This window comes from Siphonobacter sp. BAB-5385 (assembly GCF_002261125.1).
Classification (GTDB): Bacteria; Bacteroidota; Bacteroidia; order Cytophagales; family Spirosomataceae; genus Siphonobacter.
Map to the genome: position 1 here is coordinate 1 of NZ_NMPS01000145.1, position 24,747 is coordinate 24,747.

The 24,747-nt window shown below is 48.9% G+C and carries 24 protein-coding genes and 1 pseudogene; 14 read left to right on the forward strand and 11 right to left on the reverse strand.

Annotated features, from left to right (window positions below):
• Positions 1–103: 103 nt before the first annotated feature.
• Both BWI93_RS13635 and BWI93_RS13640 read left to right on the forward strand, forming a co-directional pair.
• A pseudogene (locus BWI93_RS13635) lies at positions 104–3,593 on the forward strand (molybdopterin-dependent oxidoreductase).
• A 4-nt stretch (positions 3,594–3,597) separates the two neighbouring features.
• Positions 3,598–5,034 (forward strand): rubredoxin domain-containing protein, encoded by a 1,437-nt coding sequence (locus BWI93_RS13640; RefSeq protein WP_094812192.1) that lies wholly within the window; start codon positions 3,598–3,600, stop codon positions 5,032–5,034.
• A gap of 13 nt (positions 5,035–5,047) precedes the next feature.
• On the opposite strand, the gene BWI93_RS28815 is transcribed toward BWI93_RS13640, so the two are convergent.
• The 7 genes from BWI93_RS28815 to BWI93_RS13665 form a co-directional block, all read right to left on the reverse strand.
• The gene (locus BWI93_RS28815) at positions 5,048–5,500 is read right to left on the reverse strand and encodes a replication initiation protein (RefSeq protein ID WP_255157859.1); all 453 of its coding nucleotides are present in this window, start codon (positions 5,498–5,500) and stop codon (positions 5,048–5,050) included.
• On the reverse strand, positions 5,497–5,955 hold the full coding sequence (locus tag BWI93_RS28820) for a replication initiation protein (protein ID WP_255157860.1): 459 nt from the start codon (positions 5,953–5,955) through the stop codon (positions 5,497–5,499). Before BWI93_RS28820 ends, BWI93_RS28815 begins: the two co-directional genes overlap by 4 nt.
• A gap of 1,374 nt (positions 5,956–7,329) precedes the next feature.
• Positions 7,330–8,301: a hypothetical protein gene (locus tag BWI93_RS13650; RefSeq protein WP_094812194.1), complete on the reverse strand. Its 972-nt coding sequence runs from the start codon at positions 8,299–8,301 to the stop codon at positions 7,330–7,332.
• Between the two features lie 11 nt (positions 8,302–8,312).
• Positions 8,313–8,747 (reverse strand): ParA family protein, encoded by a 435-nt coding sequence (locus BWI93_RS29575; RefSeq protein ID WP_369679154.1) that lies wholly within the window; start codon positions 8,745–8,747, stop codon positions 8,313–8,315.
• Positions 8,690–9,262, reverse strand: coding sequence for a ParA family protein (locus tag BWI93_RS29580; protein WP_369679155.1), 573 nt, complete (start codon positions 9,260–9,262; stop codon positions 8,690–8,692). The genes BWI93_RS29575 and BWI93_RS29580 overlap by 58 nt, the downstream gene beginning before the upstream one ends.
• A 277-nt stretch (positions 9,263–9,539) precedes the next feature.
• Positions 9,540–10,211 carry an SOS response-associated peptidase gene (locus tag BWI93_RS13660; protein WP_094812196.1) on the reverse strand — a complete coding sequence of 224 codons (672 nt, stop codon included), beginning with the start codon at positions 10,209–10,211 and terminating at the stop codon, positions 9,540–9,542.
• 90 nt (positions 10,212–10,301) lie between these two features.
• Positions 10,302–10,574, reverse strand: a complete 273-nt coding sequence (locus BWI93_RS13665; protein ID WP_176454221.1) for a hypothetical protein — start codon at positions 10,572–10,574, stop codon at positions 10,302–10,304.
• Positions 10,575–11,081: 507 nt separating this feature from the next.
• Here BWI93_RS13665 and BWI93_RS13670 point away from each other — a divergent pair.
• From BWI93_RS13670 to BWI93_RS13720, 11 genes are all read left to right on the forward strand, one after another.
• Positions 11,082–12,200 carry a PKD domain-containing protein gene (locus tag BWI93_RS13670; RefSeq protein WP_094812200.1) on the forward strand — a complete coding sequence of 373 codons (1,119 nt, stop codon included), beginning with the start codon at positions 11,082–11,084 and terminating at the stop codon, positions 12,198–12,200.
• Positions 12,201–12,205: 5 nt separating this feature from the next.
• Positions 12,206–12,460 carry a LamG domain-containing protein gene (locus tag BWI93_RS13675; protein WP_094812202.1) on the forward strand — a complete coding sequence of 85 codons (255 nt, stop codon included), beginning with the start codon at positions 12,206–12,208 and terminating at the stop codon, positions 12,458–12,460.
• Positions 12,461–12,462: 2 nt separating this feature from the next.
• Positions 12,463–13,218, forward strand: coding sequence for a hypothetical protein (locus tag BWI93_RS13680; RefSeq protein WP_094812204.1), 756 nt, complete (start codon positions 12,463–12,465; stop codon positions 13,216–13,218).
• Positions 13,219–13,223: 5 nt separating this feature from the next.
• Positions 13,224–14,339 carry a caspase family protein gene (locus tag BWI93_RS13685; RefSeq protein ID WP_094812206.1) on the forward strand — a complete coding sequence of 372 codons (1,116 nt, stop codon included), beginning with the start codon at positions 13,224–13,226 and terminating at the stop codon, positions 14,337–14,339.
• Positions 14,336–15,442: a caspase family protein gene (locus BWI93_RS13690; protein WP_094812208.1), complete on the forward strand. Its 1,107-nt coding sequence runs from the start codon at positions 14,336–14,338 to the stop codon at positions 15,440–15,442. The genes BWI93_RS13685 and BWI93_RS13690 overlap by 4 nt, the downstream gene beginning before the upstream one ends.
• Before the next feature lie 22 nt (positions 15,443–15,464).
• A complete protein-coding gene (locus BWI93_RS13695; protein ID WP_094812210.1) occupies positions 15,465–16,085 on the forward strand; it encodes a hypothetical protein in 621 nt (206 codons plus the stop codon).
• A complete protein-coding gene (locus BWI93_RS13700) occupies positions 16,086–16,922 on the forward strand; it encodes a hypothetical protein (protein WP_094812211.1) in 837 nt (278 codons plus the stop codon).
• A gap of 90 nt (positions 16,923–17,012) precedes the next feature.
• Positions 17,013–17,549 (forward strand): hypothetical protein, encoded by a 537-nt coding sequence (locus BWI93_RS13705; RefSeq protein WP_094812213.1) that lies wholly within the window; start codon positions 17,013–17,015, stop codon positions 17,547–17,549.
• Between the two features lie 5 nt (positions 17,550–17,554).
• A complete protein-coding gene (locus tag BWI93_RS13710) occupies positions 17,555–18,973 on the forward strand; it encodes a C1 family peptidase (RefSeq protein ID WP_094812215.1) in 1,419 nt (472 codons plus the stop codon).
• 3 nt (positions 18,974–18,976) lie between these two features.
• The gene (locus tag BWI93_RS13715) at positions 18,977–20,470 is read left to right on the forward strand and encodes a DUF4384 domain-containing protein (protein WP_094812217.1); all 1,494 of its coding nucleotides are present in this window, start codon (positions 18,977–18,979) and stop codon (positions 20,468–20,470) included.
• A gap of 15 nt (positions 20,471–20,485) precedes the next feature.
• Positions 20,486–21,070 (forward strand): hypothetical protein, encoded by a 585-nt coding sequence (locus BWI93_RS13720; RefSeq protein WP_094812219.1) that lies wholly within the window; start codon positions 20,486–20,488, stop codon positions 21,068–21,070.
• Between the two features lie 173 nt (positions 21,071–21,243).
• On the opposite strand, the gene BWI93_RS13725 is transcribed toward BWI93_RS13720, so the two are convergent.
• The 4 genes from BWI93_RS13725 to BWI93_RS13740 form a co-directional block, all read right to left on the reverse strand.
• Positions 21,244–21,651 (reverse strand): Imm51 family immunity protein, encoded by a 408-nt coding sequence (locus tag BWI93_RS13725; RefSeq protein WP_094812220.1) that lies wholly within the window; start codon positions 21,649–21,651, stop codon positions 21,244–21,246.
• Between the two features lie 89 nt (positions 21,652–21,740).
• The gene (locus tag BWI93_RS13730; protein ID WP_094812222.1) at positions 21,741–22,577 is read right to left on the reverse strand and encodes a C1 family peptidase; all 837 of its coding nucleotides are present in this window, start codon (positions 22,575–22,577) and stop codon (positions 21,741–21,743) included.
• A complete protein-coding gene (locus tag BWI93_RS13735) occupies positions 22,577–23,320 on the reverse strand; it encodes a tetratricopeptide repeat protein (RefSeq protein ID WP_094812224.1) in 744 nt (247 codons plus the stop codon). The genes BWI93_RS13730 and BWI93_RS13735 overlap by 1 nt, the downstream gene beginning before the upstream one ends.
• Positions 23,321–23,323: 3 nt before the next feature.
• Positions 23,324–23,965, reverse strand: coding sequence for an RNA polymerase sigma factor (locus tag BWI93_RS13740; protein WP_094812226.1), 642 nt, complete (start codon positions 23,963–23,965; stop codon positions 23,324–23,326).
• A 360-nt stretch (positions 23,966–24,325) separates the two neighbouring features.
• Between BWI93_RS13740 and BWI93_RS13745 the strand changes: the two genes are divergently transcribed.
• Positions 24,326–24,658, forward strand: coding sequence for a DUF1508 domain-containing protein (locus BWI93_RS13745; protein WP_094812228.1), 333 nt, complete (start codon positions 24,326–24,328; stop codon positions 24,656–24,658).
• Positions 24,659–24,747: the final 89 nt, after the last annotated feature.

Here is a 24,747-nt window from a genome sequence, read left to right on the forward strand (position 1 = left end):
TCGTGGAGAGGTCCAGCCTGGAAGGCTCAATGGTTACTAGCCAGTATTAAGGATGACATCGGTTTAACTGCTCCGAATTATCTGTATTCTAAAAACTACCCTTATGGAAAACACCCATCAAACGACTTGTTGCTACTGCGGCGTGGGTTGCGGTATTGTGGTGAAAACCGAAGCTTCGGGACAGCTTTCCGTACAGGGCGATCCGCAACACCCTTCCAACCGGGGCCTGCTTTGCTCGAAGGGCATGAACCTGCACTATACAGTGATGGATCAGTCCGACCGCTTGCTCTACCCGCAGATGCGATACGGACGTTCGGCTCCCCTCGAACGCGTCAGCTGGGACGCAGCTTTGGAGCGTACCGCGGCGGTGTTTAAAACGTTCATTCAGAAATATGGTCCTGATTCCGTTGCGTTTTACGTGTCGGGTCAGTGCCTGACGGAGGAATATTACCTCGTCAATAAGTTAATCAAAGGCTTTATTGGTTCGAATAACATCGATACCAACTCGCGGTTGTGCATGAGTTCGGCCGTCGTAGGGTATAAACTTTCATTGGGCGAAGATTCCGTACCCGTTTGTTACGATGATATTGAAGAAGCCGATGTGTTCTACGTGCAGGGAGCCAATCCGGCCTGGTGTCATCCCATCCTATGGCGTCGGATTGAAGCTCACAAAGCCGCGAATCCGCAGGTAAAAATCATTTGCGTCGATCCACGAATCACGGATACCGCCCGTTCCGCTGACCTGCATCTGCCTTTGCGACCGGGTACGGACATTGTGCTGAACCACGCCATTGGCCGTTTATTGATTGAACAGGAGAAAATCGATACCAATTTCATTCTGGATCATACTGATGGGTTTGAAGCCTATCGGGAAAGCGTTTTTCAACGCAGTATCGCCGAAGCCGCTGAGCTGTGTGGCGTAACGGAAGCCGCCATTCGTCAGGCGGCGGAATGGATTGGTTCTTCCAAAGGCTTCCTGTCTTTGTGGACGATGGGGCTGAATCAGTCGGTCGTGGGGGTTAATAAAAACCTCTCGCTTATTAATCTCCACCTCATTACGGGTCGGATCGGCAAACCCGGCAATGGACCGTTTTCACTCACGGGTCAGCCCAATGCCATGGGCGGTCGGGAAGTGGGCGGACTGGCCAATGCCCTACCCGCTCACCGGGAAGTAACCAATGCCCACCATCGGCAGGAAGTAGAAGAATTTTGGCAGTCGCCCGTGAAAATTGCCGATAAACCCGGCCTGACGGCGACTGAATTAATGGAAGCACTGGCGGATGATCGGCTGAAAGCCATCTGGATTATCAATACCAATCCGATGGTGAGCATGCCGGATCTGAACGCCGCTGAAAAAGCCCTGACTAACGCCCGTTTTGTGGTGGTACAGGACATTTCCAGCCGGGCCGACACGCTGGCGTTTGCCGATGTGGTATTACCCGCCGCGGGCTGGCTGGAAAAGGAAGGCACGATGACCAACGCCGAACGCCGCATTACCTACCTGCCCCAGATTCGGACCGCTCCCGGTGAAGCCCTTCCCGATGTGGAGATCATCTGGCGATTTGCCCGTAAAATGGGCTTTGAACGGGCGTTCCCCTACGAAAAAGCCGAGGAAGTTTATCGCGAATACACCCAGCTTACCGCCGGTACTAACGTCGATGTAACGGGCGTAACGTATGACTTACTCCGTCAAAAACGCAGTATTCAATGGCCCTACCCGGCAAATGCTGACGATTCAACCCAGCGATTATTTACAAATCATCGTTTCTATACGTCCAACCAACGAGCTCAGATTCAGGCCGTACCGGACGGCAATGCTTCTGAACCCACGGATGAAGAATTTCCGTTGGTACTCACGACGGGGCGAATCCGTGATCAGTGGCATACCATGACCAAAACGGGTCGGGTGGCGAAGCTCAACCAGCACCTCCCCCAGCCTTTTCTGCAAATGCATCCCGCCGATGCGGAAGCCCGGCAGGTACGTGACGGCCAACTGGTTGAAATCCGGGGCCGTCGGGGCACAGTACGCGTCAAGGTTCAGCTCACCACGGATGTACGTCACGGCCTTTGTTTTCTGCCCATGCACTGGGGGAAAATCGGCACTGGATCGCTGGGACGGGCTAACAACCTGACCAGTACCCTGATTGACCCCAAATCGAAGGAGCCTGATTTCAAATTTTCAGCGGTACAGGTACAGGCATACGTGAAACCGCAGGAAAAGATCCTTATTGTAGGAGCGGGATCGGCGGCCCTTGGGTTTATTCAGTCGTACCGGGCATTGAATCAAAGTGATGAAATTGAGGTCTTTTCGCAGGAAAAATATCCGTTTTACAACCGGGTACTCCTCCCCGACTACATCAGTGGCGAACAATCCTGGTCGCAACTGGTCAAGTTGTCGCCCGATCAGTTTGCGGAAAACCGCATCCGGGTACATACCGAAACCAGCATTGTTCATATCGACCGCGTGCATAAAGTCGTGACTGACAGTACCGGAGCCGAACATACGTACGACAAGCTGATTCTGGCCACGGGCAGCCGGGCTTTTATGCCCAAAGGTGTACCGCCGCTGTCCGGCATTTTCAATATGCGTTCCCGCGTGGATGCGGATACGCTACGCCCCTACCTGCGTACACCCAATGCCCGAATCGTAGTAGTCGGCGGTGGTTTGCTGGGGCTGGAACTGGCGGCTTCACTGCGGCACCTGGCTTGTTGGTCACCGTCATTCAACGTTCCGGACGATTCATGGAACGGCAACTCGCGCCCGAGCCAGCGAAATGCTCTATCAGGATCTGCGGGACCGGGGTATTGATATTTATTTCAACGAAGAAATTCAAACGTTTCACGGGACCGCTTCCGTAGAAGGCATCCGGCTCAAATCGGGACGAACGATTGATTGTCAGGCTGTTATTTTAGCCATTGGTACTACTCCTAACCTGGAATTAGCCAGGGCGTGTGGGCTGGAATGCGGTCGCGGCGTAGTCGTGAATGACTACCTGCAAACCTCCGATCCGGACATTTTTGCCGCCGGAGAAATTGCCCAGTGGCGGGACCAGATCTGGGGTATCACACTAGCCGCCGAACAACAGGCCGAAGCCGCAGCCCGCTTTCTGAGCGGTGATGGTACCCAGCCGTATCGCGGCAGTGTTTCGATGAACATTTTGAAAATGGAAGGTTTGCACCTCTGTAGTATCGGACTGGCTGAAGCTCCGGATGCTTCCTACGAAGAAATTGTCTTTCTGGATGCGGCCAAACGCTATTACAAAAAATGCATCGTACATCAGGACAAGCTGGTCGGGGCCATTCTGGTGGGTGATAAAAATGAATTTCAGGAGTTTCGGGACCTGATCGCTCAGGGTACGGAGCTTTCCGAAAAACGACTTCAGGTGTTACGCAGCAGTCAAAAAGCCGATCCGCTGGAGGGCAAGCTGGTATGTTCCTGTAACAGTGTCGGACAAGGCAATCTCGAACGGGCCATTCAGGCGGGTTGTACTGATTTTCAGCAATTGTGTCAGAAAACCGGGGCTGGTACGGGTTGCGGCTCCTGCCGTCCCGAAGTACGTAGTATTCTCCAATCGTTTTTAGTAAGCGTGTAAAGCCATGCGGGATTATTATACTCTGAAAATCAACGCTCCGGGCGGTATTCTTTCCCCCGGAACATTCCGACACGTCCTGGCACTGGCCCAGGAAGCGGGGGTTCGAGACATACGTTTTGGTAGCCGTCAGCAGGTCTTGATGACGGTTCACTACGAACAGTTACCGGCTCTGGAAAAATCGCTGAAAACGACTCCCATTACGTACGAAATTACCACGGATCAGCAGCCGAATATCATTAGTTCGTACTGCGGCGAAGACGTATTCCGGAGCGGCGACTGGCTGCGGGAAAGTGAGTACCATACCATTCTGGATCAGTTGACGTTTCAGCCTCGACTTAAAATTAACCTTTCCGATGCGGGACAGAGCTTTACGCCTTTTTTTACGGGTCACCTCAACTTCATTGCTTCGCCCGAACCCCATTTCTGGTACGTCTACCTACGCAAGCCGAAAACCAATGCGATTTTCCGCTGGCCTGAATTACTTTATACGAACGAAATTGGCCGTTTCGCCCAGCAAATGGAAGAACGGCTGACGGCCGACGCAGATGTTTCGTTTCTGTACGAAAGGATGGACACTTCGTTCATCACGCGTCCGGCTACGCAGGAAGTGGAACTACCCGAATTTTCACTCCCCTATTACGAAGGTTTCAACCGGTACGGCTCGCGTAGCTGGCTGGGACTGTATAGCCGGGAAGACTGGTTTTCCGTCGCTTTTTTACGGGAAGTTTGTGAGTTATGCCTGCGAACCCGCATTGGCGAGATTTGCACCACTCCCTGGAAATCACTGATTATCAAAGGCATTGAAGAAAAAGACCGTTCGAACTGGTCCTACTTACTGGGGAAGTATGCCATTAATGTACGCCACGCTGCCCACGAACTGGCCTGGCAAACGGAGGATCATACGACGGAAGGAACGACGCTGAAAAACTACATCCGTCGCCATTTTGAGAAACTGGATATCCGCACCTTCGGACTCTGCTTCGGCATTCAGACCCGTCCCAAGTCCGAGGTATTTGGTTCGGTACTCATTCGGAAACGTTCCTGGTTGCAGTGGGGGCTGTTCTCACTGGGAACGGTCTATGATATCTACGTGACGGAGCAGTATAATCCCAACAGCCGACAGCTGATTCGGGTTGAAAAAGGGATTTTTAAAATGCACGTCCCGCATCAGGTAGAACGCATTTGCCGCCAGTACACGAGCAAACGACACCAGCCCAGCCCAATTGCCCTGACATTGGCCGAAGACCGTCCTGCCGTGCCCGATCCTACAGTATATGAATGTCCGCACTGCCTGACGCACTACGATGAGCGGTACGGCGACGCCCGACAGAACATTGCGGCAGGCACTTTGTTTCAGGCTCTTCCCGCCCACTACGTATGTCCAACCTGTGAAGCTCCCAAAACCGAATTACAAGCGATTACTAAAATGGCTTCCGCGTAAAATCGCTTCTCAACTAGTTAACACCGAACGTTTTAGCCGTGTAGCTACCAATATTTTTGATTTCGTTGTTAGCCGCCCGTACCTCGATGTCGTACAGGGTTTTGTTGATGCGTTCGATGGTAAACGATTCCAGAATCTCTTCTGCCTGATCCTGCCGTAGTTTGAAACGATTGATGAGGCGGTCCATAATGGGCGTTACGTCAATCGCACTCGATTTGCTGGCGTAGGCTACTTCAAACACAACCCGCTCCACGGGTTTACGCCCCCGACCGGCTTTTTCGCCGTATACAGGCGTGTAGGTGAACGTTAAATCCGTATTGCCATTAATTTCCCGCATGGCGATTTCCAGCACTTCCCGGTTGAAATGTGTCCATTTGGGGTATTTATCTTTTCCCGTTTTTGCATCGATAATGGCCAGCATGGACTTTAGTTCCACCACACTGCGACTGAAGGTTTTATTCTTCATGTTTTGTACATACACAGCAATTCGTAAATGCGTTTGGCGTGTATGGACTGCAGCATCATCGCTGCCTGTAACTGAATTTTGGTAAACTTCTCCTTAAGTTCGACGTAAAAGGGGCGGATTTTTCGGGAAAGTTCGATTTCAATGATTCCCGTTCCTTTTTTGTACGTTGCTGAAGCAGCGAAGGTGGTTTGGAGAAAGTCTCCGTTGGGCAAGTACCCTTCCACCAGACGCGTCACAATCTTAGCCGTGGCTTTTTTGTAAGCGTCGTAATAGATTTCTTCACTTCCCATCACGGAAGCAATCTCTTTAATCGATACCTGATAGATTTTATTGAGGGGATCGTCCGGACGTACCTGCGAAATCACCATGTACATGATATTCCGCTCCGTTTCCGTCATTTCATAGCGAGCTTCCGTAATAAAGTTATCCTGATACAGTTCAATCTGTTTTTTCATAAAGCCATAGGTTGCTGACAGTGAGACAAATATAGGAGTCTGATTTAATTTGTTGTACAATATTTTACAAAACACAACTTTTTACCGATTAAAACACAACTTTTTACCCCCATTCTACCGATCAAAACACAACTTTTTACCCCTCTTTCACCGATGAAAGCTCAACTTTTTACCGATCAAAACACAACTTTTATAAGTTATCCACAGGATAATTTACTGGTTATCAATTGTTTATTTTTTAAAAATTTCCTTTCAAGAGAATAACAAGAGTAATTGAAAAACCCAATTACTTGATTATAGCGTTTATAGGGCTGTTGTAACGTCCTCCCTCCCCCGCTTCTTTCTTCTTTTAAAGCGAGTAAAAAACAATAAAAATCAAAAAGCAAAGCGGGCAGGAAAAGAAAAAAGAAGTCCGGCGTGAACTAAATATTTAGTTTTAAAATACTAGCGACTTTTGAATTTCAGAATATAGACAAATGTATGCCGTCCTATAGCCTTCTCTGTAGCTTAAGCTGATACCGGACGTCATTAGTAGGTACGATCGCCTCTCTACGCAGGTTTTGAAAGGCTTCTGGGCTATTTTCGGTTGCCGTTGACATTACTGCTTTTACTCAATCATCTTTCTTTGGGAGTCCGTTTACGAATACACACCGATCAAAACACAACTTATTATTGCCTGAAAGCTTTTTGCCAGAGTACGGTACTTTTCCCTGGTTTACTGGCTGCGAAACCTACCGATGAAACCACAACTTTTAAAACCACCGATCAAAACACAACTTTTAAGGTAGATCCAGTAGCCGGATGTTCGTATAAAGCCAAGCCTAAAGGGAAGCCCGATCTTGTTCTAAAAACCGCCAATTGAAGTACAACTTATTCAGCCCTACAGCGTGTATTCACCGATCAAAACACAACTTATTCGTACCTTTTTTCACTGCTCAACCCGCTGATTTACAAGTATTCCTTCTTGGCTTGAAATTTGCTCGAATTAACTACCGGAATCAACCCGAATGCACCGATCAAAACACAACTTTTAAAACGGATCTGATTACTTACGGTAAGTTCATAACGAAATTATCACTCTGTTTTTCAATAGATTATGTATGATCACAAGCGTTGTATCTGACCGATTAAAACACAACTTATTCATTATTGCTATACACTCCATATCACCTCATCGGTAAGTACTATTCCAAGTTCACCGATCAAAACACAACTTTTTAAATATTGCAATCCTTTTTTCATCTTTCCTGTATTTGAAAACCCAAACGTAACTATCGGAAATGTCTGTTACTCAGAACGCCATGCCTATGTTACCAAGAAAACGCTATACAATGGTCTATAAACGGCGAGAGCGGTGAAATTCACCGCTCTCGTTTACTTTTTACTTTTTAACTGCCTCGCGATTCGTATAATCGAATTGAGGAGTTCGTCATTGGGTTCACTCAGTCGGGTTAGCTGACTTAACTTCTTCCGTAACTGATTCATCAATACCTCAGGATCGTCTTTTATTTCGGTTTTCTCCTCCACAGCTGGTTTGGCCAAGGCCTGACTTACGGCATCCAGCGTGGGTAATGATTCGACGGGTAAAGAAGCCAATTGCTGAATATCTCCCTTACTGATTTTTACCTTACCACTCAGTACATCCTTTTTCAACTCCGGAGTTAGCTTATCGATTCCCTGAGAGAATTCCGCGTCGCGTTTGATTGTCTTTTCACTAACATTGAAACGTTCCGCCAAACGCCCGGAAGTAGTACCTTTTTCATAAGGGACATTTTGACCTTTATGATCGAGCTGACCTTCTTCACTGGCATAAGGGTCAAATTGTCCCTTATGGTTTTCGAGTTCTTCTGTAGCATAAAGGTCATTTTGACCCTTATGTCCGGAACGGTCATATTTACCCTTCGCCTGACGTTCCGTGCGATACCGCAAGCCCCGCAAATACGAAGCCTGTTCCGGCGTAAGATTTCGTCTACCCAACTGATTTTCAATCATGAAGAAGTAAACGGCTTCTTTCGTTGGGAATTGAACCAGATGAATTTTAAAGTCGATCTGATGCGTATTGCAAATGGCGTAACGATTGTGTCCATCAATCAATACGTAGGCCGGAGCGTCGCTGTCCGTTCCTTGGGCTACAGCTTCCGTCGTTTCCCAAATCAGCAGGGCTTCCCGACAACCTTCTTTCTTAATGTTGGCTTCCAGCTGGTTATATTCTTCCGGTAACAGGGGCGGTATGAAGGCTTCCAGTTCCGGTAAAACCAGAATCCGATTCTTGATCTCTTCGTGCCGTAGCAGACTCTGATCCTTAATGATTTTTTTGTCGTTCAGACCAATCTGATATTTTTTCATCGGAGAAGGGATTAAGCTCGGGATTGCATAAATTCGGTAGCCAGGTTTTTGTAATCAATCGCACCGTTGGAATCTTTATGATACGTAAAAATATCCTGTTGGGCTACCTGGGATTCTTTCAGGGCTACGTTCGTCCGGATTTCCGTTTTGAAGATTCGGAAGTTGCTCAACGCTTCGTGGATGTTCTGAATCATATCCCGGTGAACGTTCAGACGTTTATCTACCATCGTTAATAAAATCCCTTCTACTTTCAATTCGTAGTTGATCCGGTCCCGTACCTGAGCAATACGATCAAAAAGATGGTTTACCCCTTTCATCGAGGACGCTTCCGGCTGAAGGGTAATCAGGCAGCTATGGGAGGCAACTAAAGAAGAGTTCGTGAAAATATTCAAAGCGGGGGGACAGTCAATAAAAATGAAATCATAGTTCCCGCGAACCGGAGCCAATGCATTTTAAGCTGATTCACACCACCTACGACTTGAACCAGCTCCAGATCGGCATAGGCCAACTCGAGATCACTCGGGGCTAAGTCCAGGTTTTTCGCAATGGGGATAATCGGCAAGGGTTCGTTTTTAAGTAAGGCGTGTACAACCTGTTTGTCCAGCTCATCCTGTCCGAGCGATTGCGTCAGGTTGCCTTGTGAATCCATATCGACCAACAACACACGAAAACCTGCCAGTGAGAGAGCCTTACCCAGATTGAGCGTAGTCGTTGTTTTGCCTACACCACCCTTGTGATTCACTACCGAGATGATACGGGCTTTACGTTCAGCCATTTCAGCATAACCGTATTCCAGCAATACCGGGTACAAAGCAGCCAAGTGTTTGTCATTCAGCGTACGATCCCCGGAAATGGCCTTAGCCAAAGTTCCGGAAGGTAAGCCCGCCTGCTTTTCAATGGCTGAGACCGAAAGAGCGGGTTTTCGGCGAAAAAATAAGAGCGTTTCTTCGTGAGTGAGCATACAACAAGAGAAGATGGAATAATATTCGGACAAATAAATAGTATTTGTCCGAATATACGGACTAATCGTATCATTTTTTTAAGAAATGAACGAGAGGATTTTTAGACAACGGAAGATATAGACCGATCAAAACACAACTTTTAAATTGCTTTAAGAAAGTTTGATTAACCTTTTAGAGTATGTAAATGTCTGATTTACAATACAAATTTTAAAGCAAAATGCTTGAACGAAAAGACCGATTAAAACACAACTTATTCATCGGAAGAAAGGAAGGCCCTTAGTCAAACAAAGACAATTGTTCCGTGTGCGTAAGTCGTTCGGCTTTCAGTTGTGCCGGGTCGAAAGGATGTAATAGCGATTGAATTGCCGGATCGGAAAAGGGAAGGGTAGAATTCCAGAGCGGTTCTGCTTCGGGATCAATGATGACCGGCATTCGCTGGTACTTGTTATTAAGGAAAGCCAGCAGCGAATTTGCTGGTGTGGTCAGTAAGGAAAACGTTGGAATGGTCTGCGTATCCTGCTCCCAGATTTGGAAGATACCCGCCAGAGCAAATAGCTGATTGTAGCGGAGGGAAATCTGATATAAGACGCGGTTTTTGCCTTCATGCCGATGAATGTAAAAGCAGTCTGCCAAGACCAGACATCGTTGCCCCTGTTCCAGCGGTTGATTACTAAAGGTACGCTTCACTACCTCCTCCGTGGGCAAATGCAGGCGTCGCAGGGGTGTAGATTGAACTTGCTCCGGCCGGGTATCCGGACTTAGTAAGCCCCAGCGGAACAGTTGTAATTCGGTAGGATTCGCAGCCGTAATGACGGGCCAATAGGGGAGGTCAGTACCCGACACCTGAGGAGTGGGTTTAAAAGCCTTAGCCGTCACGGTGAGGCCAGGAGCCTGAAAGCGTTGTTGAAGATCTTTTAACTTTTTTCTGATACCTAAACCTATGTACATAGCTTATGTCGTTGGTCCCTGCCTGATGTCTCCTCCGTAAAACCTTGTGCCGATGAGCTACGTAGGGAGTCGAACGTTAATGGGATACTGCTACTGAACGGTCAAATAGTTTTGGATGTGGTTCCCAAGAGCCTCGGAAAGGATAGCCGGATTCTGAACAGCTAATCGGTGAGTTTCCAGGGTGTCGAGATCCGTATACAAAGCCATTTCGGTATCAAAATGTAGGAGTCCTTCCTTAAAGACACGTTCCTGAGAAGTTTCGTTCCGGGTCATAGAGACAAACGTTAACCGCTGTATCTGAGTATCGCGAATCAGCAGCCAGTAATACAGCTGGCTGGGATCTTTTTCATCTGGTAAATCCAAACGTTTGATTTCTATTAAATCTATCGTTTCATCCAGTAAATGGAAAAGCGTTTGAAAAGGAAGCATATAAGCAATAAGTAGTTACCCTGGCAAACTTACGAAATAATAAACGGAACATTTTTGAAGAAACAGGGTTGCCTAAATCTTGTAAGCAAAAACAATCAGGCTTTACGTAGAAATACGTGAATACTAATTTTCGCTAGGTTAAAATTCGATTGGTGACAATACAGTTTATTTTTTTAGTCTATTAACAAATATTATACTGGTAAGTAGTTGATCAGTAGCTAGTTGTTAAACTGATTATGAATAAAAAGGAAAATTAATTTATGTGAGTAATCCTGCTAAATGAATTTGAATAAGTGCTGAAAGGTTTTAAAAGCCCGGTTACATATATCAAGTGTTAAAGTGAGATAAATTATTCTTATGTATATACAGAAGTAAGTAAGAAGCATTAATTTTACCCCTCTGAATTTGTTAATGCATCGCCCTCATTTTTAACTAATCTTCATGGAAAAACATCTACGTGGGATCACTATTTCCTTTCTAAAACTCTGTTTATTCCCGCTTATTCTGCTGGTAGTTAGCTGTGGTAAAGACAAATTCCCACAACGGATTTTTCCGAAATGCGAGCCCATTACTGCCCAAATTGCAGCCGCGACTAATCAGTTGAAAGTTGATTATTCATTAAACGTCAATGCCGCTGATTTTGATAAAGTGGAGTGGAGTTTCGGAGACGGGGGTACGGCAAGCACCTTCAATCCTAGCTATACGTACAAAGAAGCAAAGACGGTTCAGGTATCGGTCAAACTGACGAACAAGTGCGGTGAACAGGCTACGATTACCCGATCCGTTACGGTCGTTCAGGACGTTGTACCCAGTGTGGCTACCGGAAGCTCCTCACGGGTGAACAATACTACGGCCAACGTAACCTTCCAACTCCTCAACGTGGGCTTACCGGCTGCTACTCAGTACGGAATCTGCTATTCTTACATTAATAGCTCCCCACAAGTAGGTACTGCTGATACAAAGTCTTTGTCATCGGTATCAGCGGGAGATTCAGCTGTGATAGCCCTATCAAATCTTACCCCTGGAGTATCTTACTACTACTGTTCTTATATCATGGATAGTAATGGAAAATATCATTATGGGGAAATCAAGAAGTTCGAAACTACCAGTGCGGATATTTGGACAGGCTTGGTAGCCTATTATGATTTCAATACGGATACGGGTACGCAGATTAAGGATTTAAGCGGAAAGAATAATACTGGAACGCTTAAGATTGGTGCAGATATTATAACTACTGGTAGAAACAATAAGACTGAAAAAGTTCTAAGACTTGACGGAGAAAGTGGTTATCTAGATGTTAATGATCATGAATCACTTAGACCTAACAAACTCTCTATTAGTTTATGGTTTAGAATCCCAGAAGGTTTAGATACATCGTCTACAGCTTTAAACAAACAGTTGTATTATAAATCCGATTTCACTACAGCAGAATTTGAATTATATAGTGCATGGATTAAATCAGAAGGGCGAGATCACAATTTAAGAATTCATGCTGATGTTAAGCCGCAGATCAATAATGACTGTAGTAAGTCAGTAGTTTGGGGGGGGCTCATGGCATAAAACCTATGGATGAGAGAAGTTGGCACCACTTTGTAGCCGTATTTGATGGAGCAGTTGGAAAAACGTATGTGGATGGAGAATTATTGGCAGTAACAACGAATATTGGAGGTTCAGGTATCCGAAATTGTATAGGCGGGAATCTACGTTTCGGTGCTCAGCATCAAAGCCATGAATATAATCTGAAAGGTTATATGGATGATATCCGTGTTTACAATATCCCCCTTACTGAAGCACAAATCCGGGAACTCTCCAAGCATTAATCATGAATACTTTCCTAATCAAAAGCCTCCTCACCGGGCTTTTCCTACTAGGCTGTCTGTCGCTCAGCCTTGCTCAGCCCGTCGTTTCCAATATCCGTACGGACTACACGGCGGATCGCATGAAGATTACGTACGACGTACAGAAGCTCACCGAGCAGGATTCCGTCTACCTGCAAATTGCCAGTCGTACCAAAGGTTTACTGAAGATTCGTACCGTTACCGGAGACGTGGGCAGAAACCTGTCGTCTGGAACTAATAAAGTCATTTACTGGGATTTTGCTTTGGACGGCTTTACCATGGGCGACGAAGCCATTCAACCCATTGTTGGCGTGAAAGAAGCTCCCCGCCAGCAACCCATTGGCCGAGGCCCCCTGAGTGCTCTGGCTTCGATAGCCGTACCCGGTCTAGGAAATATGCTGGTACACCGGAAAGTGGGCTACCGGCCGCTCATCACGGTCGCGTACGGTGGATTGCTCGTTTACGGTTTCCTCGAACGACAAAAAGCCAACGAACAATACGACCGCTACATGACCGAGCCCTACGAGCGGGACGCGACGCCTTATTACGATGCGGCTAACCAGCACCGCAAACGCTACATGAATGCCTTTCGGGGAGCCGGCCTGATTCTGGCGGCGGATGTGATTTACAGTGTCATCAAAGGTGTTCAGAATGATCGTCTCAGACGGACCGCTTCGCAACGCATTACGGTGCAGTACTTTGGTAATACACCCACCCTTGCTTATCACTTAACGTTCTAACGGCAATGAAAAAAACGTTACTTCTGGGAATACTCCTGGCGGGGGCTCAGCTTAGTCAGGCCCAGCATGATCATAAGTTTAAAGGCGAGTGGGAAACCCCCAAGGTGCCTCTCAAAGCTCCGGGGATCGTTTGGCAGTACCCATCCACGCCCCAGCTGACGGTCGAAAAACCGCAGTTGAAAGTTACCGTATGCGTACAATCCACCGAAGCTGTTTCGCAGTACCAGTTTGTATTGAATGGTAAAGCGTTTAGCAGCAAAGCCCGGGGATTTAAGAAAGTAAGCTGCGGTCAGGAAATCAGTGAAGAGCTGACGCTGACGCCGGGTGCGAATGAATTGCATTTCGTGGCCGTCAATAGCGGGGGAAAAACGGTTTCTGAATCGCATTACATTACCTATCAAACCGGTCCGACTTCACCAACCGGAATCGCAGGGTTGACCAAACGCACGGCCTTGATTATTGCCAACGATTCGTACACGAAGCACCCGCTCAAAAATCCGGTCAATGACGGGAAAGCGTTGCAGGAGCACCTGCAAAAACTGGGATTCAGCGTCATATTCCGCGAAAACCAGAGCCGGAAAGAGCTGAAAAAATCCATTGACGAATTCACGAACGGATTGACCGACAAAGGCGTCAGTCTGTTTTTCTACGCGGGCCATGGCCTAATGGTCAATGGAGACAATTACGTACAACCCGTCGATGCCGATCCGGCCAGTGAATCAGATGTTCAGTTCGACTGCTTTCCGCTGCGTCAGCTCGTTGCCCGCATGGAAGAAGTGAATCCCAATGGCTCCAATCTGGTGTTCTGGGATGCCTGCCGGAATAACCCGTACCGTTCCTGGAAACGCGGCATCGGAGAGATGAGCCATACCACCATCAACCCACCCGTGGGTACCATGATCGTGTACGCGACCGAACCCGGCAAAACCGCTCAGGATGGGGAAGGGAAAAACGGATTATTCACCAGTGAACTCATTCAACACATTGATACGCCGGACCTCGACATTCGGGAACTGATCGAACGTATTGATTTTGGGCTGGAAAAAAGAGGTTTCCGTCAGCCACCCTACATTGAAGGACGCTTCCGGGGTAAATTTACGTTCAACCCCAGCGAACGATGAAAAAAGGAATACTGCTGTTGCTGGGAATGTTCTTTCAGCAGGTAATACAGGCTCAGACGCTGCATGCCCTGTTCGTAGCTGATACGAAAGATCCCCTGCTGTCAACGGCCTGCCAACGCGACCTGGAAGTCATGCACCGGCAGTGTACGCAGATTGCTTCGGCCTTACGGGTGCGGCTGAACGAGCAAACCTTGTCAGGGGACGCTCTGAATCGGTCGAACCTGAATCGCCTGATCGATTCACTGAAGGTGGAACCACAGGACGTTATCTTCTTTTATTACTCCGGCCACGGCTACAACGAAAGCAAGCGGAGCGACGCCTTTCCTTTGCTGTACCTGCACAAAGAAGCAGCGGAGCGGAGTCAGAATCCTTCGCTAAAGGCCTTACACACCGCTCTTAAAAGTAAAAAAGCTCGCTTGTGTGTCAGTTTTGGGGATTGCTGTAACAATTTATCCAACAATATCCGGGGAATGGTGGGTCGCAAACCACTGATCCGGGGTCTTACGCTGACGAACGATTCACTCAATGCGGCGTATCGGAAACTGTTTGGGGAAGCCTCAGGAGACGTTCTGATTGCTAGTAGTCAGCCGCCGCAAACCTCCTGTGCCCACGCGGATTCGGGCAGCTACTACACGCGGGCTTTCGACGAAGCTCTGGAACTGGCAAGTCGGTACAACCGCAGTATTTCCTGGCAAGCCCTGTTAAAAGATACGCAGGGCCGACTCAATCAGCACGTTGCCACGCGGGATCGAAAATCCATCTACGAAATTCACCTGTCGGGTCAGCCATTCGCTGTCGTAACCGATCCCAAGCCGGATTTTCAACGCATCAATCAGTACCTGAATGCACTGACGGACATCCAGCGGCCCGAAGCCGAGCGGTACGCCCTCTTGACGCAGGTGAAAGAGTATTTCACGAAGAAAGCCCGGATTGATATTTACGTCAATACGACCTTAGGAGAAGTACAGCCCATTGAACAGGTTATTCAGCGGCTGTACCTCAACGCCGGTAAAATTCAGCGAATCAATCTGATTGAGCGGTTGTCGACGGTTTCGTCAGATGGTGTACACTACGAACGAGCTGCCATTCAGGAAATCTGGTAAGACCTTAACCTTGTACAAGCCCATGAAATATGTAGTTAGTCTGGTAGTCGCTGGTTGGCTGGCTTCCGTAGCCCAGGCCCAGCCCTTGCCCGTCACGAAAGGGTTAGAGGTACGCGATGATCAGTTGTCGGAAAAACAGCTGAAGGATTTCCAGCAGCTGACTCAGCAGAAAGTAGCCGAATTTCAGCGGTACTTGTCCATCATTGCTGATCCTACGCAGTCCGGACAGGTACGGGAACTGGCCATCGAAAATGCCCAGATGCTGTTTTTACCGGATTCCCGGATGCAGGTGGGTTCAGTAAAGGGCAAACTCCTGGTCAAAGAGTATCCGCTGACCGTATACCTGCGTCGGCTACGGAATCTGGAGAAAAGGTATTTCGACGTAAACATTACGTTCTACGACCTGGCTCTGGTGGGTGATTGGGAGAAAACCCAGACGGGTTACGTAACCACGGCCACGTATTTCCAGCATTTTCAGGGACGAGGAAAGGATGGCCGGATGCAGTACGAAGACAAAACGGTTAAACAACTTGGAATAGACCTGCGGAATCGGAAAGATCCGTTCTACGCCGAGCACCGATGGACCGTACTACTGGGCGATGTCCGCGTGACGGAAGTCCAACCTAAAAAGCCCAATCAGTAAATGCCACGCGGGCTGCTGCTGGGACTACTGCTGGCGGGGGTAGGGGAGGTGTGGGCTCAGGAAACGGATTCGCTGTTCCTGGAGAACCGTCGGGATACGGCAGCTGTATCATTCATCCAGATTCAGCGGAAACCTGCCGAACCCTTCATGAAAAGTCGCATTCATTTCATGAGCGATTTTTTCAGGAAATTCAATGATACAACGGCTTTGGATGAAAACCCCTCCGCCGCCCGACACCTGCGGATTCTGGAACTGATGGATGCCTCCGTACTGTCTTCCAAAGCTTCGCTCGTTCAGCAATGCCTCGAAACGCTTGGCGAACAGCCCATCCAGCCCACGCAGGAAGGCCTGTACGCCGAGGTGAGCCTCCAGATTCGCTGGCAGCAGGACGTACGAAAGGTAAAGTTGTATCTGAAAAAACAGCAGCAGGCCGGTAACTGGTCCTGGCAACTGTTGGACGTGGATACCGAGTGGCCATCCAGCTCCGGGGCCTTAGTACCCGCGACGGACTCGCTCGTATTCATTCCGCCGAATGCTCATGAACTTAATTTCATGGGTTTATCCCGGATCATGCGGGTGGGCGTGAACTTCGGCTCCTGTATCCATCCGGACCGTTCACCGCGATTGATGGCGTTGGTACGGGCTATAGCCAATCAGGAAGCTCAGGTACTGCTCTCGCTCGATAGTCAGCTTTGGTGGCCCATCCATCAGGGCTGGTGGCTGAAAATTCAGTCGTTCAGCCGGGAAACCGAACCTTCGGGTTGGTTGATCAGTGATCTAGGGCAAAGTCCACAAGACCTACCCCCCGCGTTGCGAGCGTTCTGGAAGCCCGAATAAAAATTTATAGATTGAAAATGATAACCTTAGGCTAAGGGGAGTGATGTTTGAGTAAAGCTCATTTTAACAAAAGCCCTCGTTTTTGATTCTATGAAAATTTACGCACTTGGCTTCGTTTTGCTGCTGCTCGGAATTCCGCAGAGCCTGAAAGCCCAGAGCCGGGAAGCCATCCATTGGCCGATTGACACCAAGCTTGATACCGTCATGCAATGGCTCAGTGGAAAAACGAAAGGACAGGACCTGAAGTATCTCCAGGAACAGAGTGAATGGTTGTTTGCTCCCTCGGGGTATTTTATCGTGGAATTGCCCAATAAAACCGAAAAATGGATTGCCGTACCGCAGTTCCTGAGTCAGTTGAACCGTTCGTCGGGCGTTCGTTACCAGATGAAATCCGTGAAAGTGATTCATTTTCAGGATGTCAAAAAAGATAAAAATGGGAAATACAGCAGCTACGCATCGATTTACTTTGACGTACAACGTTTCGAGAATCATCAACCCCAGAGTTCGAGCGTCTCGAAAGTAACCATTCCCCTGTCGCAAATACCGCCAGCGAACGATTACTGGCAGATTTACGAATTAAAAATTACGGAAGTCCCCAATACCTTGTCCGCCACCCCCAAACCTTAGTTGGCATGAGAAAAGCTCTACTACTTGCCCTTGTACTGAGTTTAAATACAGTTGTTGCTCAGAAAAAATACCCTACGGGTTTGAAATTTGATGACGCGGCCTACGAAAAATTCCCCCTGAAAGCCGTACTTACCAAAGACAGCTACGACCATCTGGCCAAACGCATTTCCTACGAGGCCTACGCTCCACCCGTCATGAATCAGGGCGAAGGCTACGGCACCTGCGTGGGTTTTGCCAGTACGTATTACCTGCGTACCATGCTCGACAACATCCGCAAACGGCATACAGCCAATCAGGCAGCGTCTTTTTCTCCCAGCTACACCTACGACAAAATCAAGGCTCCCACGGATCTGGAGTGTAAGGAAGGCTCTCGGCTGGTCGATGCCCTGAGTAGTCTTAAAACCTACGGTGCTCCGCAGTACGAAGCGTTTCCGTATCCCAACTGCGGCAATACTACCGAGGATCTGGACGAACTGGCTTCGCCGCACAAAATTGGGGATGTCATTCGCCTGTTTGGCTTACTGGCTCCCGCCGCCCAGAAAACACTTGCCATCAAAAAGGCTCTGAACGAAGGCTACCCCGTTGTGATCGGTATGCAGACGCCGCTGTCGTTTTTTGCTACGCAGACCGTGTGGCAGCCCGCTCCGGGGGATGAACGAATGCCTCGGGAAGGGGGCCACGCCCTGTGCGTGATTGGCTACGACGATGCTCAGTACGGTGGAGCTTTTCGGATCGTCAACAGTTGGGGCAGCGATTGGGCGGATCACGGCTATTGCTGGATTAAGTACCAGGATCTAGCCCGTTTTACCTGGGAAGCGTATCAGGCGTTTCCGGACCTCACCGTACCCATTGCTGAAACGACCGTAGCCTTGAAAGGCCAGATGGAGTTAAGGCTGCGGGAAGGTGGACAATTGCAGGCCCAGCGAAGCTTGCAAAAGGGATTGGTGGTCAGTACTGATCCGCGTGAACTAACGATGTACCGTACCACGGAAAGTCAATCGTCCGGTACGGCGTTTAAGGCTTTGGTCAATACCAGTGAGCAGGCGTATGTGTACATGATCGGTACGGATACGACATTTCGGATGAGCCAGCTTTTCCCCTATGCTCCAGGCATCAGCCCCGCGTTAGGCCCCCATACCACCGTTGCGTACCCGGCCGATCATAAATCCATCACCCTGGATGATACCAAAGGGACTGACTACCTGATCGTTCTCTTTTCGAAAAAACCACTGACGTTCAACACGATACTCAATCAGCTTCAGCAAGGTTCAGGGAATCTGACGGATCGGCTGCAACAGGCTCTTCAGGACGAATTAATTCCTGCAGCCCAAATCAAGTACCGTACCGACGCAGTAGGTTTTGAAGTCGATCCCAAAGCCGTTGGCTCGGTAGTACCTCTGGTGGTAGCCATTGATCATCAGTAGCCTATGAAGAAATTTTTGGGAATTCTCGGCTGGTTTTTGGGCGGTTTATCCAGCCTTTGGGCTCAGTCGTATACACCTGCCCAACAGACCGAGATTATACAGAATGCCCGTCGGCTGATTACGGATCAGTACCTGACGAATCTCGAAATCCTGACCCATTACGAAGCCAATCAGCCCTTCGATGCCCTGCGACCGCAGCTCAAAGGGCTGATTACGGGTGCATTGCGGGACAAGGAAGTTCTGGTATTCAATGAGTTTCGCGAACCAAAGGGGACCCAAACGTCAGTCGAGGAGTATGTGAAAGACTGCCGGATTTTCTCGGGCGGAAAACCGATCATTCATGCACTCGACTGGTCAAAGGTGCAGTACGACTTTCAGCGGACGACCGCGGGGGAGCCGTATCTGAATGTATACCTGATCAAAACACTTCAGGGGCAGAATGCTCAGAACAAGGCTTTTACTTACGAAAACTTAACGGAGTTTCGGGTGCAGTTTTCCTTTCATGCCACCCTGAACTCTTTCCTGAATTTCAGGATTGTAGGGATCACTAAAGTTGGACAGCGACCCACCACGGCCTTTACCAGTCAAACGCTGGCTAGTTCAGAAAAACCCAAAGACCTTTTGTCGGTGCTCGATACCCTGACGGCTCAGGTACAGAAAGACCTGCCTCCAAACGTCAAACGGCTGGTACTGGAGCGATTTACGTACAAAAATTGCGGGATCAACGATGCCTTGTCGGATCAGGTGTTCGCCATGCTTAGTTCCTGCTGGCAACGGCATACTCAAATACCGGTACGATCAGTGGCCGATTCCGACGAAAAATCCTGGATTATTCGGGGTTCGTACGAAGAAGACCTCAATCAGTTACGCCTACGCATGGAAGTGGTGGATGGAGCCAGCCGGAAAGTACTGGCTCAGGCCCGTAGTTCCGAGCTTCCGCTGAGCTGGCTGGTAGAGCAGAAGTTGCCGTTAAAACCCGAAAACTACGAACGGGTTCGAAACGTACAGGATACCTTACGACAGATTACGACGACGACTAAATCGGCTCTGAAGATCGAAATTCGTACCGATCGGGGCCGTACCGGCGTGGAGTACTGGGCGGGACAGCAAATGATTCTGGAAGCTACAGCTAACCGACCCTGTCACCTGCGACTCCTGTATCGCCTGGCAGATGGTACTCAAACGCTCCTCGAATCCGATTTTGTCATTAAACCCGGTCAGGAAAATACCCCCGTTCGCATCTCACCCGAGTCGGCCTTTATCTGCTCGCCTCCTTACGGCACGGAATACCTGCTGGCATACGCTTCCGAGGAAGCCTTTTGTCCGTTACCGACGGCTCCCAGTCAGCAGGGTTACGTGCGAAACGAAGGCGGTTACCGGATTTTTGTCGGTTCGCTGGCGGCCTTTCAGACCCTCATGAAGTGCCGGAAGAACAACGATGGAAAAATTGCCGAAGATCATATTCAAATCACTACCCGCGAAGCCAAAAACTTCTAACCTTACCAACCAGTTATGCGATTAACCAAAATAGGAAAAGTTACCCTGATTGTATTGATTCTGGGATTACTATCACTGGTGGGCTGGACCCTCAGTAAACTAACCACAACACCCACACCCGGCCTGACGGTACGGATTGCCAAAAAAGGAACTTCTCAACTGACCCTTAGCACGCAAGGGGGTGACGGTACGCCCATCGTGTTTATCAACGGTCGGTCGGGGCGTTCGCAGCTCGATAGCGTATTTCAGATTCCGGTGGCTCAACGCAACGGCCAGCCCATTACGTTTTATGCCGTACAGGGCAAAGATACGGTGGAAGTACAGGCCGCATTTAAAGCCCTACGAAGCGGGGAAAAGACAGCCGAACGGACGTCCCTGCCCGCCGGAACGAAGGTCAAAGGAAGTGAGTATTGTCTGGACTGCGAGTCCTTTTTTCTGGTTAGCGACGGTCACGGTGGTACGCAGATTCAGACGGATGGCTACAATACCCGTTGCTGCAAATGTGGCTCGAAAGTGGCCTTCAGTGATGGCTACTATTACGAAATCATCTGCGAAGGCGACCGGATTACGGCAAAGATGGGCGAGAAGGTTGAGCAGTAATGCGTGGATTTTCAATACACCTGATCGGAAAGACTGTACAGCTCTATTTGCAGGAGTCACGCTTAGGATCATGAACTAATATAAAGTATGCGTAATGGCTGATCCAGCGAAGGCCCTACCAAATTTTTTGGTAGGGCCTTCGCTGGATCAGACGTTGAATAGGGGCGTGAATGCTAATCGTCAACGCGTTCACGATCCGCCGTACGAATGTATGCTTCCAGCGTTTCCATATCCTGGAAAATAGGGCTGAGCGTATGCACAAAGGCTAGTTGACTGGCTTCGGAATCAGCCACTGCGTAAAAGCCACCCGCTTCCGGATCAAATTCAATATGAGCCAGTAAGTCCGGATTGACCTTCTCTAAAATCTGAATGATATGCCCTTCCCAGCAGTAGCCATTGGGTTCGTACCCGTGTTTAGCAAACAGCATCATGTACTCGGGTAATAACTCGATTTCAGCTTTGATCAGGTAATAGTCGTCAGCTTTGATTTTAAAAGGAGCGTAATTTTCCACGGATCGGTTGTTCAGTTTTATGATTTTAAGTGGAGCAAAGATGTGTAATGAATCAGGGAAAGCCCGCACAAGCTCAGGATCTGGTTGGTTAAGGAAAGATTGGAATCCTGAGTCAGCGATACAGACCTGTCGGTGGAAAGACGTAAAGTCAGGGCGTTTTAGTTCGCCACAAACCCATACTTCACAAAGCGGGCCAGGTCGCGGTAGGTTACCCAGCAGAAACCATGATCGGCCCAGTCGTTACCAAAACTGTTGATAACGCGGAAGGCTCCGCCGTGAAGGTCGTCGTCGTAGCCAATAACGCAGAGGGCGTGACCTTTCAAATCCGGATTTTGGGGATTGTCACCCGGAGCCGCCTGCCACACTTTCTTGGTGTAGTAAAACGAAGCCGGAATCACCATCCCAACAACAGTTGGTTTGCCTTCGGCGAGGGATTTTTTCAGCGAACGTATTTTGACCGCATCGGGGTCCTGTAACTTGAAAATTCGCTCAAAGCCTTTAATGCGGAACCGGGCGGCCAGCTGATCGGCTCGGGCCGTTTTTTGTCCGCAGGCGGGGTAGGGGAAGCTTCGCATGGGTGTGTTCCCCACTTCCTGCATGATTTGCAGTACTTTCACCAGCGAAACGCCTTCCGTACAGCTATAATCCTGCTGGACCTTTGCCTTTTCGTACAGATAACTCGGCGAAAAGGCGAGCTGATCAATCATAGCCCGTTTGTTCAGTCCGCGAGCTTTAGCCTCCAGAATCGTTTGCAGGTAATAGCCACAGGCAAAGCCTACGCAGGTACTATACGGCCCCTGAGCCTGAATGGAAGGGCAGTAGGCTTCGTAACTGACGCGAGCCGGAAGGGGAGCTTTCGTCAACACCAGCTCGTAGGGTAATTGCTCGTAGGCCTCGTCGTCAAAAACCAGTCCGGTTTTGGGTAAGGGCTGGGCCAGACCTTTTAAAGCCAGACCACCGAAAAAAAGCAGGGCAAACCAGAGGCGTGGATTCACTAGCGGGCAGTTTGATGAGCAAATTGTTCGGCCAGCTGCTGAGCTTCCCGCTGGTAGGGATGGCCGGTCGTCTCGGCAATGGAGTCAACCAATACCCGAGCCTGCTGCGACTGCTGATTTTTCAGATAAGCCAAAGCCAGATACCACTGGGCACTGGCGTTCCAGTGATTCGTGATGTGCTGCGTGAGGGGTTTGAGCTGGGAAATGGCGGCATCTACCTGACCCGATTGCAGCAGGGTTACAGCCTGTTGCAACTGCATGGAATCCTGCTGTACCTGGGTAGTGGGGAGCGGTGCTCCGAGCCGGTCTTCGTTTTCGTCGATGCGTGAGGGAGCGGACTTGGGGGTATGGATGTACTGATCAGCCAACTGGGCTCCCGTATCAACCGGACGCAACCAAAGCCAGCCTAAACCGAGCAGGAGTACCAGCGAAGCCGCTGCTGCCCAACCGTACCAACGCTTGAGGCCTGCTTCCGGACGGGGGGTAAAATCAACCTTTCGGGCTTCAGACTTCGGAGCCTGGGGTAACACGCCCTGAGCTCGTAATTCCTGATGAATCTGTTGGAAACGTTCTTTTTCTTTCAGCCACACAAGGCCCTGTTTCAGTTCACGCTGAATGTGTAACTCCTGTTGCAGCTCGGGGTTTTGCTCGAGCAGACGTTCAAATTCCAGTCGCTCCTGCGTATTCATCTGGTTGTTTACGTAAGCTCCAACCTGGCTAATGGATTCTTCGGATAAAGACATGACTTATTCTTTTTTACGGTACGTGAGGTAGAGTTCCCGGAATCGCTGCGTACAGCGGAATCGTTTTACTTTGGCTGAACCTTCCTGAATGCCCAGGCGGGCACCGCATTCAGCCAGTGATTTTTCTTCGACGTAAAAGCACTCAATTAGGGTTCGGCAGGCGTCGGAGAGTTCGTCTTTTGCCCGTTGCAGTGCCTGCAAGTCGGCTTCTACGGTTTCATCTCCCCACAGGCTGCTATCGGCCCAGTCGGCCATGGCCGAAGCGGTTGATTCAGTGTCATCGTCCAGAAAGGGGTTATCGTCCTCCAGGGACCATTCCTGATAGGAGTCGGTCGGTTTCTGTCTTTTTACAAAATTAATCCAGCGATACCGACAGATCGCAAAGGCATAGGCCGTGACGGGCTTACCCTGAAACTGAAAGTGACCGCCTCTGATTTTCAGCGAACATTCGATCATGGACTCCTGAAAGAGATCATAGGCATCGTCTTCCGAAATGGAGCTTCGCTGTAACGCATACGGAATGAAAATCCGTGAGACTTCCAGGTACAGATCACGCCAGGCTATATCGTCGTTGGCCTGCAGAGCTTCAATACGCTTTTCTTCATTACTTTTTGACGAATCCGGTACGGGGTTAATTGGAGGCATAGGGCTACTACGTATTCATCCTAAAGTGAGTCAGTTTTTGTTCGCTGACAGAAGGTCGTAAAATACAACCGAACCTTTATCCATACATCTGCGGATGAGTCGAAAGGTTATCAGTTACAAAAAAATATTTTTCTAAAAGCTGAAATTCTGCGTAGTAATGGAAAAGATTGAAATCGTTAAAAAGCAAGATTATCAGCAATCAGGATCTTTAGAACAAAGAAAAATTTATTATAAAAGCTTAATAATAACGAATGAATTAGGCAGGTAATTAAAAAAATAGAGTTTTTTTTACGGATACGTGTTATCCTTCTGCCCCTGACGGTGATACATGAAAAACGTCAACGCTACTAAACCTTCTGTATGGCTGTATTCATCATTCACCGGGCTGCCAGGGGCGAAGGGTATCAGTTTACGCTTGAATCAAGCCAGGGGGAAGCACTGCTCATGAGCGAAGTCTACGAGGATTTTGAAACCTGCTGGCATGACGTTGAACCCATACGCATTTACGCCCCGCTGGAAAGTCGTTATGAACGGATCAATCGAATCCATGAATATACGTTCTGGCTAAAATCGGCCAATCAAAAACTCATTGCCCGTAGTGCTCGAAAGTACGCATCTGCGGCCAGCCGGGATCAGGCCATCGAACGTGCCAAGTGGGAAGCTCCGCTGGCAAACGTTCGGATCGAAAATTAGAACCAGTCTCAGGTGAAGCAAGTGGTACAAGCCACGTATGTACTTTCCAGAAAAGAAGGGGATGGATGTTCAACATCCATCCCCTTCTC

Bases quoted from the DNA above. Each gene is read 5' to 3' on its own strand.
- BWI93_RS13640 (WP_094812192.1), top strand. From the start codon at position 3,598: ATGCGGGATTATTATACTCTGAAAATCAACGCTCCGGGCGGTATTCTT.
- BWI93_RS28815 (WP_255157859.1), bottom strand. From the start codon at position 5,500: ATGAAGAATAAAACCTTCAGTCGCAGTGTGGTGGAACTAAAGTCCATG.
- BWI93_RS28820 (WP_255157860.1), bottom strand. From the start codon at position 5,955: ATGAAAAAACAGATTGAACTGTATCAGGATAACTTTATTACGGAAGCT.
- BWI93_RS13650 (WP_094812194.1), bottom strand. From the start codon at position 8,301: ATGAAAAAATATCAGATTGGTCTGAACGACAAAAAAATCATTAAGGAT.
- BWI93_RS29580 (WP_369679155.1), bottom strand. From the start codon at position 9,262: ATGCTCACTCACGAAGAAACGCTCTTATTTTTTCGCCGAAAACCCGCT.
- BWI93_RS13660 (WP_094812196.1), bottom strand. From the start codon at position 10,211: ATGTACATAGGTTTAGGTATCAGAAAAAAGTTAAAAGATCTTCAACAA.
- BWI93_RS13670 (WP_094812200.1), top strand. From the start codon at position 11,082: ATGGAAAAACATCTACGTGGGATCACTATTTCCTTTCTAAAACTCTGT.
- BWI93_RS13675 (WP_094812202.1), top strand. From the start codon at position 12,206: ATGGATGAGAGAAGTTGGCACCACTTTGTAGCCGTATTTGATGGAGCA.
- BWI93_RS13680 (WP_094812204.1), top strand. From the start codon at position 12,463: ATGAATACTTTCCTAATCAAAAGCCTCCTCACCGGGCTTTTCCTACTA.
- BWI93_RS13685 (WP_094812206.1), top strand. From the start codon at position 13,224: ATGAAAAAAACGTTACTTCTGGGAATACTCCTGGCGGGGGCTCAGCTT.
- BWI93_RS13690 (WP_094812208.1), top strand. From the start codon at position 14,336: ATGAAAAAAGGAATACTGCTGTTGCTGGGAATGTTCTTTCAGCAGGTA.
- BWI93_RS13695 (WP_094812210.1), top strand. From the start codon at position 15,465: ATGAAATATGTAGTTAGTCTGGTAGTCGCTGGTTGGCTGGCTTCCGTA.
- BWI93_RS13700 (WP_094812211.1), top strand. From the start codon at position 16,086: ATGCCACGCGGGCTGCTGCTGGGACTACTGCTGGCGGGGGTAGGGGAG.
- BWI93_RS13705 (WP_094812213.1), top strand. From the start codon at position 17,013: ATGAAAATTTACGCACTTGGCTTCGTTTTGCTGCTGCTCGGAATTCCG.
- BWI93_RS13710 (WP_094812215.1), top strand. From the start codon at position 17,555: ATGAGAAAAGCTCTACTACTTGCCCTTGTACTGAGTTTAAATACAGTT.
- BWI93_RS13715 (WP_094812217.1), top strand. From the start codon at position 18,977: ATGAAGAAATTTTTGGGAATTCTCGGCTGGTTTTTGGGCGGTTTATCC.
- BWI93_RS13720 (WP_094812219.1), top strand. From the start codon at position 20,486: ATGCGATTAACCAAAATAGGAAAAGTTACCCTGATTGTATTGATTCTG.
- BWI93_RS13735 (WP_094812224.1), bottom strand. From the start codon at position 23,320: ATGTCTTTATCCGAAGAATCCATTAGCCAGGTTGGAGCTTACGTAAAC.
- BWI93_RS13740 (WP_094812226.1), bottom strand. From the start codon at position 23,965: ATGCCTCCAATTAACCCCGTACCGGATTCGTCAAAAAGTAATGAAGAA.
- BWI93_RS13745 (WP_094812228.1), top strand. From the start codon at position 24,326: ATGGCTGTATTCATCATTCACCGGGCTGCCAGGGGCGAAGGGTATCAG.